This window comes from Moorella sp. E306M, assembly GCF_006538385.1.
GTDB lineage: Bacteria > Bacillota > DSM-521 > Neomoorellales > Neomoorellaceae > Neomoorella.
This window is the reverse complement of sequence record NZ_BJKO01000001.1, coordinates 1,773,190-1,790,739: the sequence shown is the minus strand read 5'-3', so window position 1 is coordinate 1,790,739 and position 17,550 is coordinate 1,773,190. Positions and strand designations below refer to the sequence as shown.

The window sequence follows — 17,550 nt, the reverse complement described above, 5'->3', positions numbered from 1 at the left end:
TGTAAGTACCATGCCCGCATACGGTGCGACCCTGGAACAATTGAACAGGCAGCAACAACAGTTACAACAAAATATTCAAGAGCACAAAAGGATTTTAGAGGAGAAAAACGATGAAGGACAGGCCCTCCTCCAGCAATTACAAGCAATAGAACAAGAAATCCGGCAAAAAGAACAACAAATACGCAAGCTTGACGGGGAACTGGCCGAAGCGCAGCGCAATATTTTACAAGTTACCAGTGAATTAAAACAGCTGGAAGCAACCCAGGAAAAACGTGCGCAGATTTTACGCACGCGACTAAAGGATATCTACCTTGCGGGCCAGGCCAACTACCTGGAGGTACTGCTCCAGTCCACTAGCCTGCAAGACTTCCTGGTGCGGCTGGAACTGCTGTCCAGGGTTGCCCGGGGTGATATGAAACTGATCGAAGAAATTAAAATAGAACGGGAAAAAATTGCCGCCAAAAAGACCCAACTGTTAGCTGAGCGGGATAAGGTTGCCATGCTCCGCCGGCAGGCGGATGAGCAGCGGGTCCAGCTAGCTTCCCGCCAGGGAAGCCAGCGTCGGCTCCTGGCCAAGATTGAGGAGGAAAAAAAGCGAGTTGCTCAAGCTTTAGATGAAGAAGAATCTCTGGCACGCGAAATAGCTGCTCAAATCCGGAGTATCCAAGCCAAAAACAACCGCCAGCTACCACCGGAGGGAACAAAGGGGATGCTCTGGCCCTTACCGGGTTATACCCAGATTTCTTCCCCCTTCGGTTGGCGCATCCATCCTTTGCTAAAGACCAGGCGTTTCCATATGGGTGTTGATATCCCGGCTCCTACAGGTACGGAAGTCATTGCCGCCTTGGACGGCCAGGTTATCGCCACCGGCTATCGCGGCGCTTTTGGTAATCTTATTGTCATTGATCATGGCGGCGGGTTATCAACCCAGTATAACCATTTATCGGAAATCCTGGTTCGAGAGGGCCAGGAAGTGAAAAAGGGTCAGGTAATCGGTCGGGTCGGGTCAACAGGCCTGAGCACAGGCCCCCACCTCGATTACATGGTTTTACTCCGCGGCGAGCCAACAAACCCCATGAATTATTACTAAGCGAAACTCTGCACGTCTATCACTTCTATAATTATAACAAGGCGAATAGTAGTCGGGATTTAAGGGCTCCTGGCTTAACAGGGTTCAGTCGTTCGTTTCTTTTATAGACCAACTAATCCCCGGCGGCAGCGATAAGCAAGCAGCGCATATATTGTCGCCCCGGCAAAAAGGACCATTCGGAAGCCGGCGGTAATGGCAACCATCATGGCGATAATCGACCCGATTACAGAAAACCAACCATTTATGCCCCAGGCTAACGGTACAAAATCCTCCCTTCCCTCCTCCCTTAAGGCACGCAGGCCGGTCGGGAATGGTAAACCCAGGGTTACGCTTAAAGGAAAAAGGGTGAAGACGGTGAGGATTGTTTTACTGTTCGCTAGAGCTGCGCCTGTCGAAAAAATCCAGGGTACAGCAACACCGGTCAGTATAGCCAGCACGGCCACAAGAAAAGCCGGCAGCCACCTTCGCCTCATTAAAACTCTTTGAACAGCGGCCACCTGGCCGAGCAAACTACCCAGACCACCGCCGATGAGGAGGGTAGCAGCAACTACTGTAAAGGCAAGGGTTGGATGACCAAGGATCAAAACGAATTTCTGCACCAGGGCGATCTCAAGCAGCATGAAACCCACACCTAGTGCACCAAAATACAGCAGTAATGATTTTTTATTCTTCACGGTGCCGTCTGTGGCATGCTTCAGCCAGCGCCAACCCAGGTGCAAGACCAGGGCCAGGAGAATATACAGTTCGAAGGGTATGGTATTATCGACATTATAGAAAAAGGGCCGGTCATCGGTGACGACGGTTGCCGCCGTCTTACCAACTTTCCCATAGTGCAATAATTGCTCCAACTGCAATTGCGCCTCCTTAAGCCGGGCAGTGATGGCCGCCAGCTCATCCGGGGCAAATGGTGTCTTTTTAACCAGGAGAAGCGGGTAGTTAACTTCCTGGTCATGATGTTCCGCGGGTGTGCCGGCAATCAAGACTTGCCTGGCTATTTCTTCATCTGCCACCCCGCTTTCCTTTAAAACAGCCATGACCGTTGCCAGCGCCTTGCTTAAATCATCAGGGCCGTGCAGGACGAACGCCAGCCGGCCGCCAGGTGTTAGATGATTTAAGTATGAACGTATGGCCTCGCGGGTGTAGATATAGTTTTCGGAAAGGGCGTATCCCGTACCTTCCGCGGCCTGGGTCATGACCTTCGAGAGATAGATTACATCAAACTGTTCGCTGGTAGTATCTATAAAGGTTCTGCCATTCTGGATAAAGGTGCGTACTTCCGGCAAATCATAAATACTCCCGTTGTAATCGCTGAACTTACGCGCAGCCGCGACACTGCCTGGATTAATCTCCACGGCAGTGATATCTTCACTGCCCCCCAGGCGGGCAAGGAGAATGTCAATGCCTCCTCCACTGCCAATTACTAACACGCGCCGCGGCTTTTCGGGTACAAAAGCGAGGTAGCCGGCTTCTTTTTTCAGTTGCTGGACCCCTGCCAGGTTGCCATCAAAGCGTACCATGGGAGCAGCAGCACCGCCGTCAATGAGTACCAATTTTTCGTTCGGGTCTTTAGTGGCGACTACGTCTGTTCTGGCAAAAGCATCCCACGAAGAATATTCAACAACCGGCTGCTCGCCGTTGAGTTTGAGAAGGCCGATCATCTTCGGTATGCCCCTGTAGGCGGAAAAATCCCTCGCCAGTACTTCAGGTAGGGGGGATACGGCCAGGACGGCAAGGAGGGCAACCCCGCCGAGAGCAGCCAAAACCTTTCGCCGGGAGCGCTTTTTAATAATAGCAAGGTTTAACAACAGGTAAATCAATAAGATAGCTTCGCCAAGGTAAACTGTCAACCTGATGAGGTTAACAGTGTTCAACAGCGTAACCACGCCAAAGGCAGCCAGCCCGGCGCCAACGAGATCGCCAAAATACAGCAGGTAAGAGTACTTGCTGAGTACACTGAACGAGCAAGACAAAAACCTACCGCCCAGTATGAAGGGGAGTACGGCTAAAGCAATGTAAACAAAGAAATTTAGGGGTTGAAAGGGCAATTTGTAAAAAAATAACGTGAGCAGCGGCAGCGTAAACCCCAAGAAAACTACGGATCGAATTCCTATGTCCCATATTTGTTGCCCATCCGTTTGCGGAAATTCCTTCACTTTTTTATAAATATCCATGGCCCCCAGACCCAGACCGAGAATGGCCACCGAAGCAACGATGAAGACAAAATGGTAGGTCATTATCGCCGAGAATATCCGGGTTAGGATAACCTCGTACATAAAGAGAGCCCCTGAGACCACGAACACTGCCGATAAAGAAATTCCCAACCTCATAAACTTGTGCATCTTTTCTCTCCCTTTAAACTCAAGTTAAAACAGTTGAAAGCCAAGGGGGTTATCCTGGCTTCCAAATCAGGTGCAATTTCTTTTCTTAATAAATTCTTTATTATTCGAGTGAACGCCTCTCACTACAGTTCCCTTAACATGATTTCCATTCCATTCTAGCTTTCAACTGTGAAGACATCATGAAGAAAAAAAGGAGAAAGTTTGAAGGGTGTTCAGGACTGTAGCCTGGGGGTGACAACGCAGGATGAACAAAAAGCGCAACAACCGCATCACGAGGTTGCTGCGCTTTTTGTACAGGGTGTCAGCGGCCGATGTAAGCTGTTAGAAATCGGCCAGGGCTTTGAAGGCCAGCCAGGAAAGCAGGGCACTGCCAATGGGCAGGCAATCTTCGTTGATATTAAACCGGGGATGGTGCCAGGGATAGGGAGGCTCTCCCGGGATGGCTGCCCCGAGGTTAAAATATACTGCCGGGACCTTTTCGGCATAGCGGGCAAAATCCTCGGCACCCATAGAAGGGGCTGCTAGTTCGAATACCTTTCCCGGTCCCAGGAGTTCTCCGGCTACCCGGCGAAACAGTTCGGTAAGCCTGGCATCGTTTATTAGGGGCGGGTAGCCCAGCAGATAATCAAGTTCAATCTCCGTCCCGCTGGCGGCGGCCACCCCGGCCAAAATCTCCCGCATATCTTTTTCCAGCTGCTGCCTGGTAACCTGGTTTAAGGCCCTGGTAGTGCCCGTCATGGTTACCTCACCAGCAACAATATTTTCTTTCTCACCACCATTAATAGTGCCGATGGTCAGAACAGCCGGCTGCACCGGATCAATGCGGCGGGCGACAATAGACTGTAAAGCCAGAATCGCTTGGGCGGCAGCGACGATGGCATCCGCGCCCAGGTGGGGTGCAGCACCGTGGCTGGTACGCCCCTTGATCCTGATGGTAAAGTTATCGGCCGAGGCCATAGCAGCTCCCGATCTGACGCCCACCGTACCTGCCGGCAGGGCTGAAGTTACATGGAGGCCAAAGATAGCCTTGACCGGCGGGTCGGCCAGGGCTCCGGCTTCAATCAGCAGGCGAGCCCCGCCAGGGGGTAATTCCTCCCCCGGTTGAAAAAGGAAAACCACCGGGCCGGGTAGTTCCCGGCGGTGGGTTGCTAGCAGCGTCGCCGCCCCTAAAACGATGGCCATATGGGCATCATGGCCGCAGGCATGCATCCGGCCCGGGCAGCGGGAAGCATATTCCGCCCCCGTAGCCTCCTGGAGGGGCAAGGCATCCATATCCGCCCTTAAGGCCACGGCGGGGCCTTCTTGCGCCCCGTGCAGGATTCCGATAATCCCGGTACCACCGATACCGGTCCTGACCTTCAAACCCAGTTGCTCTAACACCCCGGCCACCAGGGCGGCTGTTTCTTTTTCCTCAAAACTCAGTTCCGGGTACTGGTGCAGCTGCCGCCGCCAGGCGACCAGCTGCGGTTTCAAGTTTTCAGCTTCTGCCAGGTAGTAATCTCTTTCTACCAACAGGGGGTCACCTTGATTCCGCGATTGATTTGCGCATTTACATTTTTCATTATACTCCCCCGCCCATATTTAAGACAAGTTCTACTTTATCACCTTCTTGCAGGGGATTGCTATACTCCTCTTTTAGTAACAAACGCCCGTTTACCTCAACCGCCACGGCAACGGGGTCAAAATTAAGCTGCTCCACTAATTCCCTTACGTTAATACCTTCCTGGACTTCTTTTTCCTGCCGGTTTAAAATAATCTTCATTGATCCTCTCCCCTTTCAACAATTAATGAATAAATATTGGCGGCGATTTTCTTTACCTGGAGAATTTTATGGCCTTCTGCCTTCAGGCTCCGGGGCACATTACTTAACGGCTCTCCTTCGGTTAATAAAACCTCCAGGATTTCCCCTGGCTGCATCTCCTCCAGGGCCAGCTTGGTTTTAACGAAGGTTATGGGGCAGCAGTCCCCGGTAATATCCAGTCGTTTAGTCGCTTTAATTTCCGCCACCGGCAGCGACCTCCTTCCGGCCGGGGTAAGGGATTAATTCCCGAAACACTTCAGGTCCCAGGCGCCTTACAACATCACCCAGGCGTTCCTGTCCCTTCCTTTTCTCTTCATAAACCGCCAGGATAGAATTAATCAAGGGGACTATATCATCTTCCGGGACCAGGTCAAACATTTTATACCCCAGCTGAGGATTGCGGCCCATTTTTCCACCAACATAAACTACAAATCCTGTAGCCGCCATTACCCAGGCATTGTTCGGGCAGGATGCTATACAGGCACCATCGCCGTTGCATCTTTTCTTATCTATGCTTACCCGATCATTAATTATTTTAATGGCACCACCCGGACAGATGGACTGGCACAATCCGCAAAGGCTGCAGCGCTCGGCCGCCAATTCCGGGTAAACAACACCCCGTAAACCGATATCATTTTCCATGGGTTTGGTACAGGCGTTATAACACCCGGCTACAGCAATTTTTAGTTTTACCGGGACATCGCGGCCAAAAAAGGCCCGGTCCAGTTTGCCGGCAATAGCCCGGGTATCAACTACCCCGTTGGAACAAATTTCCTTGCCCGGGCAAGCGACAATCGATCGTACCCGCGGGCCGCAGGCCCCCGGAAGCAGGTGCAAGGCCTTGATCTCGGCAATCAGCTCCTGGTATTTCTCCAGCCTGACCCCGGGTATCTCCACCCCCTGGCGGGTGGTCAAATGGACCTCCCCCCGGCCATATTTAGCCGCAATCCTGGCGATATTCTCCAGATCCCTTGAGGTTAAATACCCGCCAATGGTCCGCAGGCGCATCAGGAAAAGATCGCGGCCTTGCTGCTTGATAAAGCCGCCTTTTTTGAGTTCATGAAAATCCAGGTTCATGGTGTTTCACCTTTCGCATTTTGTGGCACAGACAAAGGTATACTCTTCCAGTTCACGAATGCGCGGGCTGTCGCCGCAGACAGGGCAATTACTATTGCGTTCGGCCTTAACTTCCCGGAAGCGCATCTCCAGGGCATTGTAAATCAGGAGCCGGCCGGTCAGGGTATCCCCAACCCCAAGTAAAATCTTGATTACCTCCGTGGCCTGGATTGCCCCGATAAGTCCCGGTACTGTACCGATAACCCCTGCTTCCTGGCAACTAGGTACGGCTCCCGGCGGGGGCGGGTCGGGAAAAATACAGCGGTAACACGGCCCCTGTCCGGGTTTGATGGTCATGACTAGCCCGTCCCATTGCAGCACCCCGCCCTCGACCATGGTCTTGCCGGTCATGACACAGGCATCGTTTAGTAAATAACGGGTGGGAAAGTTGTCGACGCCGTCAACAATCACGTCATAGTCACGGATGATGTCTAGAATATTATCTTTACCCAAACGTAAATGGTAAGTATTAATTGTCAGGTTAGGATTTAAGGCCAGCAAGGTCTTGCGGGCCGATTCTACTTTAGGCCGCCCCAGGCGTTCAGTACTGTGAAGGATCTGGCGCTGTAAATTCGATATGTCTACTACGTCACTGTCAACTATACCGATTGTACCTACACCGGCAGCCGCCAGATAGTAAGCTGCCGGGGAACCCAACCCGCCGGCTCCAACGATCAATACTTTGCCTCTTTTAAGCCTTTCCTGACCCCGGCCGCCGACGTTGCGCAAAATAATCTGCCGGCTGTAACGTTCTATTTCTTCGTTGGTTAAGACCATTATTAGCCCCCCCAATCTACACTTAATTTATCGGTTTTCTTTAGATTATATCAGGGAGCATCAGGGTGGTCAAGACGATTTTTATGTTTACATAAATGTTTCCCTGACGGGGAGAGAGCCCCAGTTCCGGAAGGATAAAGAGGCCCCTTTGCCTTTACAGGAAAGGGGCCTTTCTTTTTTGCCGATTTGCTGTAATTCAAATTACCCGCCTCCGGCCTTCCCGTAGGGTGCCTTAAAAAGCCGGGATAACTGCTCCCTGATATTGTTCTTCTAAAAACTTCTTGACTTCGGGCGTATTTAGCGCTTCTGCCAGTTTCTTTAAAGCTGGATTGTCTTTATCCTCGGGACGTACCACCAGGACGTTGGCAAAAGGAGAGCTTTTATCCTCGAGAACGAGGGCATCCTTGACTGGATTCAAGTTAGCCTCCAGGGCATAGTTGCCGTTTATGACCGCGGCGTCGACGTCTGTTAAGGCCCGCGGCAGCATGGCGGCGTCCAACTCCTTGATAGTCAGCCCGGCGGGTTTCTCGACAATGTCATTTTTGGTTGCCAAAATGCCCGCGCCTTCCTTTAACTTAATCACCCCGGCCTTGGCCAGTAACATCAGAGCCCGGCCGCCGTTGGTGGCGTCATTGGGAATGGCAATAGTTCTGGCGTTTGTCAATTCGCCGGCACCCTTAATTTTTTGGGAATAAATCCCCATGGGTTCGATGTGTACTTTGGCAATATAAACTAGTTTATTCCCTGTTTTCTGGTTGTAATCCTCAAGGTATGGTATATGCTGGAAAAAATTGGCGTCGATTTGCTTATCCGCCAGGGCCGGGTTGAGCTGGGCATAATCATTAAAAACTTTAATGTTCAGGGTGATTCCCTCTTGGGCCAACACCGGTTTAATCCTTTCCAGGATTTCGGCATGGGGACGAGCGGTAGCACCGACAGTAATTTCTTTTTTGGCCGCTTCCCCCGGGGATGCTTTCTGTTGCTGGCCGCATCCTGTTAAAACTGCCCCCAGTGTTAATAAAACGAGAGCCAGAACAACAATCTTTTTCAAAGTCTATCAACCCCCTTTGAAATAGCTTATTAAGATAATAGGTTTACTTGATTTTTTTGTCAAGGGATTCGGAGGGAAAATTTTTTCCCGAATTCAATCTTATTGACATTATACCAACCCCTTTGTTACCATCGACAAGAAAGATACGAGTGTTTTATTAATTACCCCCTTCAGGTGTTATATTATGGTTAAAATCGAAAACCTTAGTAAAACTTTTACAACCAAAGATGGCAAACTGATACAGGCCCTGGAAAATATCAACCTGGATATTGCCGAAGGGGAAATCTTTGGCATCATCGGGCGTAGCGGGGCCGGAAAAAGTACCCTGGTCCGCTGTATCAACATGCTGGAAAAGCCAACCTCCGGCCGGGTAATTATTGACGGGCAGGATCTTACTACCTATTCTGAAAGGCAGCTCCGCCGGGCGCGCCAGCAGATAGGCATGATTTTCCAACAATTCAACCTGTTCTCAGCCCGCAACGTCGCCGGTAATGTGGCCTTTCCCCTGGAAATTGCCGGCCAGCCGCGCCGGGTTATCCAGGAGAAAGTCAAACGCTCCCTGGAACTGGTGGGGTTGAGCGATAAGGCCGGGCATTATCCTGCGGAACTGTCGGGCGGTCAAAAGCAGCGGGTAGGAATTGCCCGGGCTTTAGCAAGCGAACCCCGGTTGCTTTTGTGCGACGAACCGACATCAGCCCTGGATCCCCAGACGACTGCCTCCATCCTGAGTTTGCTCCGGGATATCAATAAAAACCTGGGGCTAACAATTATTATAATCACCCATGAAATGCAGGTAATTAAGGAAATATGCGACCGGGTGGCCGTCCTTAACCAGGGCCGTATTGTCGAAGCCGGTTCCGTACTGGATATCTTTACTGCTCCTCGTCATCCTGTTACCAGGGAGTTAATTAAGAGTATCCTCGATACCTCCGTCCCGGAACAGGTGCTGGCAGGGTACAAACCTACCGGAACGAGCCTGCTGGTACGGCTTTCTTTCATTGGTCACTCTGCCGGTGAACCCATCATCTCCCGCATGATTCAAGAGTACAACGTTCAGGCCAACATCCTTTACGGTAAGATTGACCATATTAAAGATACCCCCTTTGGTACCCTGACCCTGGAATTATCAGGTCAGCCTGAGGCCCTGCAGAGGGCCCTCGCTTTCCTCCAGAGCAAACAATTAAGTATTGAGGTGTTAGAAAGACCATGAGTAACTGGCTCGACCAAATAATTCCCATGGTAACCATGGGAACTCTGGAAACCCTTTATATGGTGTTTGTATCGGTATTTATAGCTTATCTCTTTGGCCTCCCCCTGGGCGTTATCTTGCTTATCACCAGTGAAAAGCATATCAAACCCAGTCCCTTAATCAACAGTATCCTGGGCACGGTAATCAATATCGGCCGTTCTTTCCCTTTTATCATTTTATTAATCGCCATAATACCCTTTACCCGGCTGGTCGTTGGTACCTTTATCGGTACAACGGCATCTATCGTCCCCCTGTCTGTCGGCGCTATACCCTTTGTCGCCCGCCTGGTGGAAACTTCCCTGCGGGAAATACCCTGGGGAGTCATTGAGGCGGCCCAATCTATGGGAGCGTCTCCATGGCAAATTATCGTCCGGGTGATGCTTCCGGAAGCCACACCCTCCCTGGTATCCGGTTTTGTTTTAACTACCATTACCTTGATTGGCTATTCCGCCATGGCCGGTGTAGTCGGCGGCGGCGGCCTGGGTACCCTTGCTTATCAGTACGGCTTTCAGCGCTACCAAAATGACGTTATGGTTATTACCGTCGTTTTATTGATCATTATGGTCCAGATCATTCAGGTTGTAGGTGACCGGATTGTCGCCCGTTTAAGCCGGCGTTAACCCCGAAATCGGAAAAAGTTTCTCTAAGCTCCCCTTGACGCTTGAGATATAGAGGATATAATAAATATAACTAAACCGATTGAAAAACTTAAAAAATAAATATGCGGAAACTCTTATCAAGAGCTGGCGGAGGGACTGGCCCAATGAAGCCCGGCAACCGGCCTGTTAGAACCCAGGTACGGTGCCAATTCCTGCAGGATTTCTCCTGGCAGATGAGAGTTGAAAAAAGCTCTTCTTCTGCGAAGGGCTTTTATTTTGTCATGAGGGGAGTTGGATAAAATGCGTCTGGCTACAGAGCTGGTCCAGCTGGGAGTGGGGTATGATAGTAAAACAGGAGCTATCAGTACGCCTATCTACCAGTCTGCTACCTTCCGTCACCCGGCCCTGGGTCAAAGTACCGGTTTTGACTACAGCCGGACGGGCAACCCTACCCGCCAGGTCCTGGAAGAAGGCATAGCCGGGCTGGAGGGAGGCTGCCGCGCCCTGGCCTTTGCCTCCGGCATGGCCGCCATTACCGCCGTTCTCTGCCTTTTCCGGCCCGGCGACCACCTGCTAGTCTCTGAAGATCTGTACGGCGGTACTTACCGGCTGCTCAACCAGGTAGCGGTTCCCTGGGGGCTGGAATTTTCCCTTGTAGACACCACTGATCTGGCTGCCCTGGCTGCTTCTATTAAAAACAATACGAAGGGCATCTTCCTGGAGACCCCTACCAATCCCTTAATGAAAATCACCGACATTGCCGCCGTTGTCGCCCTGGCCCGCCAGCGGGGCCTGCTGACTATTGTGGATAATACTTTTATGACCCCTTACCTGCAGCGACCCCTGGAACTGGGAGCGGACCTGGTGGTCCACAGCGCCACCAAATATTTAGGCGGCCACAATGATGTAGTTATGGGGATAGCGATAACCGCCCGGGAGGACCTCGGCGAAAAGCTGGCCTTTATCCAAAATACCATCGGTGCGATTCCCGGTCCCCAGGATTGCTGGCTGGTAATCCGGGGCTTGAAAACCCTGGCCGTACGCCTGGAGCGGGCTCAGGCCAGCACTTTAGAGCTGGCCCGGTGGCTGTCCGAACACCCCCTGGTGACCAGGGTTTATTATCCGGGTCTACCCGATCATCCCGGTCACGAAATCTGTAAGAAACAGGCCAGCGGGTTTGGGGCCATGCTTTCCTTTGAGGTCAAGCATGCCGAACTGGTCGAGCAGATTTTACACCGCTTAAAAATTATTTCCTTTGCGGAAAGCCTGGGCGGGGTAGAAAGCCTGATCACTTTTCCGGAGCGCCAGACCCATGCCGAAATCCCTAGTGAGATGCGTCTTAAACTGGGCATCAATGATCGTTTATTACGTTTGTCAGTGGGACTGGAAGATTTAAACGATCTCAAGGCCGACCTGGAGCAGGCCCTTGCCTGTTAATCCGCCGGCCAGGACGAAAAGGAAATCCTTTTTACCCTGGGCGGCGGTTGGCAATCAACGCCAGGTAAGCAAGGACTTTAAAGAAGAGGGGTAAACAAAGTATGCAGAGGGGAACGCGACTGGTCCATCACCGCTTATCTATGGATTCTGCCACCGGGGGGGTGAGTATCCCCATCCACCAGAGCGTGGTATTTGCCCAGGAGAGTCTTGAGCAACCGGGCGAATACGAATACACCCGTTCCGGCAATCCTACCCGGCGGGCCCTGGAAGAAGCCATCGCCGATCTCGAAGGAGGTAATTACGGCTTTGCTTTTGCTTCCGGCATGGCGGCCATCACGGCAGCCTTAAGCCTCTTTTCCGCCGGCGACCACCTCCTTGTCTCCCAGGATATCTACGGCGGCACCTACCGTGCCCTGACACGGGTCTTCAAACGCTTTGGCCTGGAAATTACTTTTGTCGATACTACGGACCTGGAGAAGGCAGCTGCCCAGATCCGCCCTTCTACCAAAGGGCTTTACCTCGAAACCCCTTCCAATCCGCTGATGAAAATTACCGATCTGGCCCGGGCCGCCGCCCTGGCCAGGGAGCACGGGCTCATAACCATAGCTGACAACACCTTTATGACGCCTTACCTGCAGCGACCCCTGGAACTGGGAATTGACGTGGTGGTCCACAGCGCTACCAAATACCTGGGCGGGCACAGCGACTGCCTGGCCGGCCTAACAGTCACCAGGGATGCTGGTCTTGCCCGGGAACTGGCTTTGCTCCAGAACACCCTGGGAGCAGTGCTGGCACCCCACGAATGCTGGCTAATCCTGCGCGGTATTAAGACCTTAAAAGTACGCCTGGCCCAGCAGGAGCAAACCGCCACGGCCCTGGCAACATGGCTGGCCGGGCACCCGCAAGTAAAGGCCGTTTATTATCCTGGCCTGGAAGGCCATCCTGGCCGGGAGGTTCATTTCCGGCAGGCCCTTGGCGCCGGAGGTGTATTCTCCTTCCGCCTGTCAACTTCAGAGCTGGCCCGCCAGGTAATCAATAAGGTGCGCCTGCCGATCATCGGCTCCAGCCTGGGCGCAGTAGAGAGCATCATTTCTCTGCCTGCTACCATGTCCCATGGTAGCCTCCCGGAAGAATTTAAAAAGCGCCTGGGGATTACCCCTGACCTGGTACGCCTGTCGGTAGGCCTGGAGGATGCCGCGGATCTTCAGGCCGACCTGGAGCAGGCGTTAAAATCCCCTTGATCTAAAGTATATTAAAATGATAAAATTACTATGACATTAATTCCGTGTATTTTGATTGGAAAAATACTTATCTAAGGAGAGGATTTTCATGGAGCGCATTTACCAGAACATAATCGACCTCATCGGAGGAACGCCGCTGGTCAGGCTCAACCGCATTAACCAAACGGCGGCAGAAGTGCTGGTGAAACTGGAACTGTTTAACCCCGGTGGCAGCGTCAAAGACCGGATTGCCCTGGCCATGATCGAAGACGCCGAAGCGAGGGGACTCCTGGATAAGGAGACGGTTATTATCGAACCGACCAGCGGCAATACGGGGATTGGCCTAGCCATGGTAGCGGCCGCCAAAGGGTACAAGCTAATCCTCACCATGCCGGAGACCATGAGCCTGGAGCGGCGCAAGCTTCTAAAGGGATACGGCGCCGAGCTGGTACTTACACCGGGGGCAGAAGGCATGAAAGGTGCCATCCGCCGGGCGGAAGAACTGGCAGCCAAATATCCCAAGGCTTTTATCCCCCAGCAGTTTGAAAACCCGGCCAACCCGGCTGTCCACCGCCGCACTACGGCAGAAGAAATTTACGCCGATACCGGCGGCCGGCTGGATGTCCTGGTCTGCGGGGTAGGGACCGGCGGTACCATTACCGGTGCCGGTGAAGTATTAAAGGAGCGCATTCCCGGGTTGCGGGTGGTGGCGGTGGAACCGGCCGCCTCGCCGGTCCTTTCCGGAGGTATGGCCGGACCACACAAGATTCAGGGCATCGGAGCCGGTTTCGTACCGGAGGTTTTGAATATCGAGGTTTTCGACGAAATCATCCAGGTCAGCGATGAAGATGCCATTGAAACAGCCCGGCGCCTGGCCCGGGAAGAAGGAATGATGGTGGGCATCTCTTCCGGGGCCGCCTGTTACGCGGCACTGAGCCTCGCGGCCCGGCCGGAAAATGCCGGCAAGAGAATTCTGGCCGTGCTGCCGGATACCGGCGAGCGCTACCTGTCAACCTCCCTATTCCAGGACATTTAAATAAACTTTGCAGAAAGGGTCTTGTCCATGAAGTACCAGTATCCCCAATTAAATGCCGAAATGCCGGACCGGGAAGACGTCCTGAACCTGACCCCCAACCCGGCCAGCAAAGACCTGCTGCAGCACCTGCACCAGCAGGGGGTGGAAACCTGGCTGGACCGTTATGAGGCCCAGCAGCCCATGTGCGGTTTCGGCCTTCGGGGACTCTGCTGCCGCATGTGCCAGTGGGGTCCCTGCCGGCTCAGTGACAAACGCCCCCGGGGCATTTGCGGCCGGGATATGAGCACCGTCATTATGGCCAACCTGGTGCGGGCACTGGTGGCCGGCATGGCGGCACACGGCCGGCACGCCCATGAAGTTATCCTGGCGGTGATGGCGGCGGCGGAGGGTAAGGCCCACCTCCCCCTCAAAGGGGAAGAACGGGTGTGGGACCTGGCCCGGCGGCTGGGGCTTCAAACACAAGGGCGAAAGCCGGAGGAAGTAGCCCGTGAGGTGGCCCAGGTGCTGCTGGACGACCTGGGCCGGATGACCATGGGCCCCTTGCGCACCCTGGAAGCCTACGCCCCGGCGGAAAGGCTGGAGACCTGGCGAACCCTCGGCGTGCTGCCGCGTTCGGCCGCCTATGAGATCATGGAAACCCTGCACATGACCACCCTGGGCGGTACCAGTGATTGGATGTCACTGGCGGAACAGGAACTCCGCTCCGCCCTGGCATACTGCTACAGCACCCTGTTCGGCAGCTCTCTGGCCACCGAGATGCTGTTCGGCATCCCCCGGCCCAAACTGGCCACGGTGAATTACGGCATCCTGCGGGAAGACCACGTTAACATCTTGGTGCACGGCCACTCCCCCGTGATGGTGGAAAAAATCTTGGAGAAAATAGCCACCCCGGAAATCCAGAGTTTGGCTAAGAGCCTGGGGGCCAAAGGCATCGTGATTGGCGGCATGTGCTGCACCGGCGACGAATTGCTGGCACGCTACGGCATCCCCACCGTAACCAATATTATGGGCCAGGAACTGGCCCTGGGCACCGGGGCGGTGGATGCGGTGGTGGTGGACATGCAATGCGTTATTCCCGGCATGAAGATCATCGCCGACTGCTTCGGCACCCAGGTGATCACCACCTGCAACTCCAACCGCATCCCCGGGGCGGTGCACATTCCCTTTGACGCGGAGCGGCCGGAAACTCTGGAGGAAGATGCCCTAAAAGTTGCGCGGCTGGCGGTAGAAGCTTTTGCCCGCCGGGACCGCAGTAAAATTCGTATCCCCAGGGTCACTAGCAGAGCTATGGTTGGCTGGAGTTACGAAGCCATCGTCGATACATTTGACGGTATTACAGGTTTGCTTAACCTCCTGCGGGAAGGGAAAATTAAAGGTATTGCTACAGTGGTAGGCTGCAATACCCCGAAGGTCCCGTATGAATATAATCACGTAACGGTGGTCCGGCGCCTCATCGAGGCTGACATCCTGGTAACCACCACCGGATGCTGTTCTCACGCTCTTTTAAATGCCGGACTTTGTGACCCGGAGGCGGCAGACCTGGCCGGTGCCGGCCTCAAGGAAGTATGCCGTACCAGGAGCATCCCGCCGGTTCTGGCAGTAGGTGGGTGTGTAGATAATACTCGCACTTTGCGCTTGTTTATCGATCTGGCAGCAGCAGCTGGTGTAGCCGTCAAACAAATGCCCTTTGTCTTCGTCGGCCCGGAACCCGGCAACGAAAAGACGGTTGGGCAGGGGGTTACTTTCCTGGCCCACGGGGTATCCAACGTCATCGGCTTTCCCGGGCCTATCCCCGTCCCCCAGCCGCGGCCCAAAGAGGGGGCGGCACCCGATGAATATGAGCGCGGTAGCAACGAAGTAGCCGACTTTTTTGCCGGTGACGGCCTGTTTGCAAAGGTGGGGGCGCGGATTTATACCGAGCCTTACCCGAAGCTGGCTGCTCAGACCATCCGATTGTTAATTCGTCGCCAGCGCCTGGGCCTGGGGTGGCGGTAACCGGCCAATAAACCGGTCGGCAGTTGGAGGATATAACGGCTGCAACGAACGAAGGGAGCGGAGCGAAGATTATGGGAGGCAGAAAAATCATCCTCCTGTTACTGGTATTATTACTGGTAGCCGGCCTGGTGACCGGGTGTGGAGGCAACAAGCCGGACACGGCCCAGGGCCAAAAACTGACGATTAAAATAGGCTACTTGCCCATTACCCATTCCCTGCCACTTTTAGTAGCGGAGGCCCAGAATAAAGCCGGTTTTCAAAATTTCCAACTGGAATTGGTCAAATTCGGCTCCTGGCCGGACCTGACCGAAGCCCTCAATTCCGGCCAGATTCAGGGTGCCATCACCATGCTGGAGCTGGCTCTGGTGAGCAAAGGGAAAGGTATTCCTACCGAAGTGGTGCTGTTAAGCCACAGGAACGGCGATGTCCTGGTAGCGGATCCGTCCATTGGCGAGGTTAAGGACCTGAAAGGGAAAAAGGTAGCCATCCCGCACCGCCTGTCCGGCCACAACATCCTCCTCCATCAAGCCCTCCAAAAGGCCGGCCTGGCTTATGAGGACGTGGAAAAGATAGAGATGGCCCCGCCGGAAATGCCAGCTGCCCTGGCCCGGGGGGAAGTGGCAGCGTACATTGTCGCTGAACCCTTCGGCGCCCAGTCGGTGGTGGCGGGAAAGGCGCGGGTGTTGAAACGAGCCCAGGACATTATCCCTGATTGGGCCTGCTGCGGGCTGGTGCTCAACCCCCGGCTGACCCGGGATAATCCTGCCGCCGTCCAGGAGCTGGTAAGCCGCCTGGTGGAAGCCGGCCGCTACATCATGACCAATAAAGCCGGCGCCATCGCCATTGCCCAGCAATACATGCCCGTATCCAAGGAGACCTGGGAGCAATCCCTGGAGTGGATCGACTACGACAATTTGCTACCGGCAGTATCCGATCTGGATCTTATCCAGCAAAACCTACGGGAAATCCCCTGGGACGGTCACCCGGGGCGCCTGTTACCATCTGAAATCAAAGTGGAAGAGCTGGTCAACGACCGGTTTGCCCGGCAGGCCGCCGGAGGAGTGAAGTAGATTGACACGCCTCGAACGCTTTTTGCTGCCGCTGGCCGGCCCGGCAGCCGCCATAATCATCTGGCAGGCAGTGGCCTGGTCCGGCATCTATCCCAGGTACCTTTTCCCCTGGCCGGCGGATGTGGTGCTGGGCCTGTCCCAGCAAATCAAAAACGGTGCTCTTTGGGAACATATCGGTGTCAGCCTGTACCGTTTCTCCGGGGGCTATCTGGCCGCCGCGGCAACAGGTGTGCCCCTGGGGCTCCTGCTGGGCTGGTCGCGGCGGCTGTGGGCTGCTACTGACCCGCTGGTGCAGGTGCTGCGACCGATATCCCCCATCGCTTGGTTGCCGCTGGTCACCCTGTGGTTCGGTATCGGCGATCTGCCGGCTATGGTCATCATTTTCATGGCCGCCTTCTACCCCATCCTGCTGGGCACTGTAACGGCGGTCAAAAATGTTGACCCGGTGTACCTGAAGGTGGCCCAGAACTTCGGTGCCCCCGGGCGCCACATCCTGTGGCGGGTTGTCATTCCGGCCGCCTTCCCTTACATTACCATGGGACTGCACATCGCCCTGGGTACTGCCTGGGTGTTCCTGGTAGCCGGGGAAATGATGGGGGTTAGATCGGGACTGGGTTTTCTCATTATTGATGCCCGCAACAGCATGGAAACCGGGCTGGTGGTGGCCGCCATGCTAATTATCGGCCTGCTGGGTCTCACCATTGATCGGATGTTTGCCTGGCTGGAGGGAAAGGCCCACCGCCGCTGGGGCGCAGCGCGATAGGAGGTAA

General features: G+C 54.1%; 16 protein-coding genes and 1 riboswitch. Of the genes, 9 read left to right on the top strand and 7 right to left on the bottom strand.

Annotation, left to right across the window (positions count from 1 at the left end; genetic code table 11):
- The first annotated feature begins 10 nt into the window (after nt 1-10).
- On the top strand, nt 11-1,090 hold the full coding sequence (locus FLZ89_RS16410; RefSeq protein WP_277997557.1) for a murein hydrolase activator EnvC family protein: 1,080 nt from the start codon (nt 11-13) through the stop codon (nt 1,088-1,090).
- Nucleotides 1,091-1,191: 101 nt separating this feature from the next.
- On the opposite strand, the gene FLZ89_RS09325 is transcribed toward FLZ89_RS16410, so the two are convergent.
- From FLZ89_RS09325 to FLZ89_RS09295, 7 genes are all read right to left on the bottom strand, one after another.
- Nucleotides 1,192-3,060: a hypothetical protein gene (locus FLZ89_RS09325; protein ID WP_141304852.1), complete on the bottom strand. Its 1,869-nt coding sequence runs from the start codon at nt 3,058-3,060 to the stop codon at nt 1,192-1,194.
- A 690-nt stretch (nt 3,061-3,750) separates the two neighbouring features.
- On the bottom strand, nt 3,751-4,941 hold the full coding sequence (locus FLZ89_RS09320) for a M20 metallopeptidase family protein (RefSeq protein WP_141262786.1): 1,191 nt from the start codon (nt 4,939-4,941) through the stop codon (nt 3,751-3,753).
- A gap of 49 nt (nt 4,942-4,990) precedes the next feature.
- The gene (gene thiS / locus FLZ89_RS09315; protein WP_071522709.1) at nt 4,991-5,191 is read right to left on the bottom strand and encodes a sulfur carrier protein ThiS; all 201 of its coding nucleotides are present in this window, start codon (nt 5,189-5,191) and stop codon (nt 4,991-4,993) included.
- Nucleotides 5,188-5,436, bottom strand: a complete 249-nt coding sequence (locus FLZ89_RS09310; RefSeq protein WP_071522708.1) for a sulfurtransferase TusA family protein — start codon at nt 5,434-5,436, stop codon at nt 5,188-5,190. The genes thiS and FLZ89_RS09310 overlap by 4 nt, the downstream gene beginning before the upstream one ends.
- Nucleotides 5,423-6,307: a 4Fe-4S binding protein gene (locus tag FLZ89_RS09305; protein WP_141262787.1), complete on the bottom strand. Its 885-nt coding sequence runs from the start codon at nt 6,305-6,307 to the stop codon at nt 5,423-5,425. Before FLZ89_RS09305 ends, FLZ89_RS09310 begins: the two co-directional genes overlap by 14 nt.
- A gap of 6 nt (nt 6,308-6,313) precedes the next feature.
- Entirely contained in the window at nt 6,314-7,123 is an 810-nt protein-coding gene (locus tag FLZ89_RS09300) for a HesA/MoeB/ThiF family protein (RefSeq protein ID WP_141262788.1), read from the bottom strand.
- 232 nt (nt 7,124-7,355) lie between these two features.
- On the bottom strand, nt 7,356-8,174 hold the full coding sequence (locus tag FLZ89_RS09295; RefSeq protein WP_141304851.1) for a MetQ/NlpA family ABC transporter substrate-binding protein: 819 nt from the start codon (nt 8,172-8,174) through the stop codon (nt 7,356-7,358).
- Between the two features lie 184 nt (nt 8,175-8,358).
- Between FLZ89_RS09295 and FLZ89_RS09290 the strand changes: the two genes are divergently transcribed.
- The 8 genes from FLZ89_RS09290 (at nt 8,359) to FLZ89_RS09255 (ending at nt 17,543) form a co-directional block, all read left to right on the top strand.
- Nucleotides 8,359-9,384 (top strand): methionine ABC transporter ATP-binding protein, encoded by a 1,026-nt coding sequence (locus tag FLZ89_RS09290; RefSeq protein ID WP_141262790.1) that lies wholly within the window; start codon nt 8,359-8,361, stop codon nt 9,382-9,384.
- Nucleotides 9,381-10,043, top strand: a complete 663-nt coding sequence (locus tag FLZ89_RS09285) for a methionine ABC transporter permease (protein WP_141262791.1) — start codon at nt 9,381-9,383, stop codon at nt 10,041-10,043. The genes FLZ89_RS09290 and FLZ89_RS09285 overlap by 4 nt, the downstream gene beginning before the upstream one ends.
- Before the next feature lie 110 nt (nt 10,044-10,153).
- A riboswitch (SAM riboswitch) is annotated at nt 10,154-10,262 on the top strand.
- A 60-nt stretch (nt 10,263-10,322) separates the two neighbouring features.
- A complete protein-coding gene (locus tag FLZ89_RS09280; protein ID WP_141304850.1) occupies nt 10,323-11,459 on the top strand; it encodes a trans-sulfuration enzyme family protein in 1,137 nt (378 codons plus the stop codon).
- A gap of 101 nt (nt 11,460-11,560) precedes the next feature.
- Nucleotides 11,561-12,700: a trans-sulfuration enzyme family protein gene (locus tag FLZ89_RS09275; protein WP_141304849.1), complete on the top strand. Its 1,140-nt coding sequence runs from the start codon at nt 11,561-11,563 to the stop codon at nt 12,698-12,700.
- 88 nt (nt 12,701-12,788) lie between these two features.
- The gene (gene cysK, locus FLZ89_RS09270) at nt 12,789-13,715 is read left to right on the top strand and encodes a cysteine synthase A (protein WP_141304848.1); all 927 of its coding nucleotides are present in this window, start codon (nt 12,789-12,791) and stop codon (nt 13,713-13,715) included.
- Between the two features lie 27 nt (nt 13,716-13,742).
- Nucleotides 13,743-15,710: an anaerobic carbon-monoxide dehydrogenase catalytic subunit gene (cooS, locus tag FLZ89_RS09265; protein WP_141304847.1), complete on the top strand. Its 1,968-nt coding sequence runs from the start codon at nt 13,743-13,745 to the stop codon at nt 15,708-15,710.
- A 23-nt stretch (nt 15,711-15,733) separates the two neighbouring features.
- A complete protein-coding gene (locus tag FLZ89_RS09260) occupies nt 15,734-16,780 on the top strand; it encodes an ABC transporter substrate-binding protein (protein ID WP_172613533.1) in 1,047 nt (348 codons plus the stop codon).
- 1 nt (nt 16,781) lies between these two features.
- Nucleotides 16,782-17,543 carry an ABC transporter permease gene (locus FLZ89_RS09255; protein WP_141304846.1) on the top strand — a complete coding sequence of 254 codons (762 nt, stop codon included), beginning with the start codon at nt 16,782-16,784 and terminating at the stop codon, nt 17,541-17,543.
- Nucleotides 17,544-17,550: the final 7 nt, after the last annotated feature.

Coding starts and splice junctions, on each gene's coding strand:
- FLZ89_RS16410 (WP_277997557.1), top strand. CDS start 11: ATGCCCGCATACGGTGCGACCCTGGAACAATTGAACAGGCAGCAACAA.
- thiS (WP_071522709.1), bottom strand. CDS start 5,191: ATGAAGATTATTTTAAACCGGCAGGAAAAAGAAGTCCAGGAAGGTATT.
- FLZ89_RS09305 (WP_141262787.1), bottom strand. CDS start 6,307: ATGAACCTGGATTTTCATGAACTCAAAAAAGGCGGCTTTATCAAGCAG.
- FLZ89_RS09300 (WP_141262788.1), bottom strand. CDS start 7,123: ATGGTCTTAACCAACGAAGAAATAGAACGTTACAGCCGGCAGATTATT.
- FLZ89_RS09290 (WP_141262790.1), top strand. CDS start 8,359: ATGGTTAAAATCGAAAACCTTAGTAAAACTTTTACAACCAAAGATGGC.
- FLZ89_RS09285 (WP_141262791.1), top strand. CDS start 9,381: ATGAGTAACTGGCTCGACCAAATAATTCCCATGGTAACCATGGGAACT.
- FLZ89_RS09280 (WP_141304850.1), top strand. CDS start 10,323: ATGCGTCTGGCTACAGAGCTGGTCCAGCTGGGAGTGGGGTATGATAGT.
- FLZ89_RS09275 (WP_141304849.1), top strand. CDS start 11,561: ATGCAGAGGGGAACGCGACTGGTCCATCACCGCTTATCTATGGATTCT.
- cysK (WP_141304848.1), top strand. CDS start 12,789: ATGGAGCGCATTTACCAGAACATAATCGACCTCATCGGAGGAACGCCG.
- cooS (WP_141304847.1), top strand. CDS start 13,743: ATGAAGTACCAGTATCCCCAATTAAATGCCGAAATGCCGGACCGGGAA.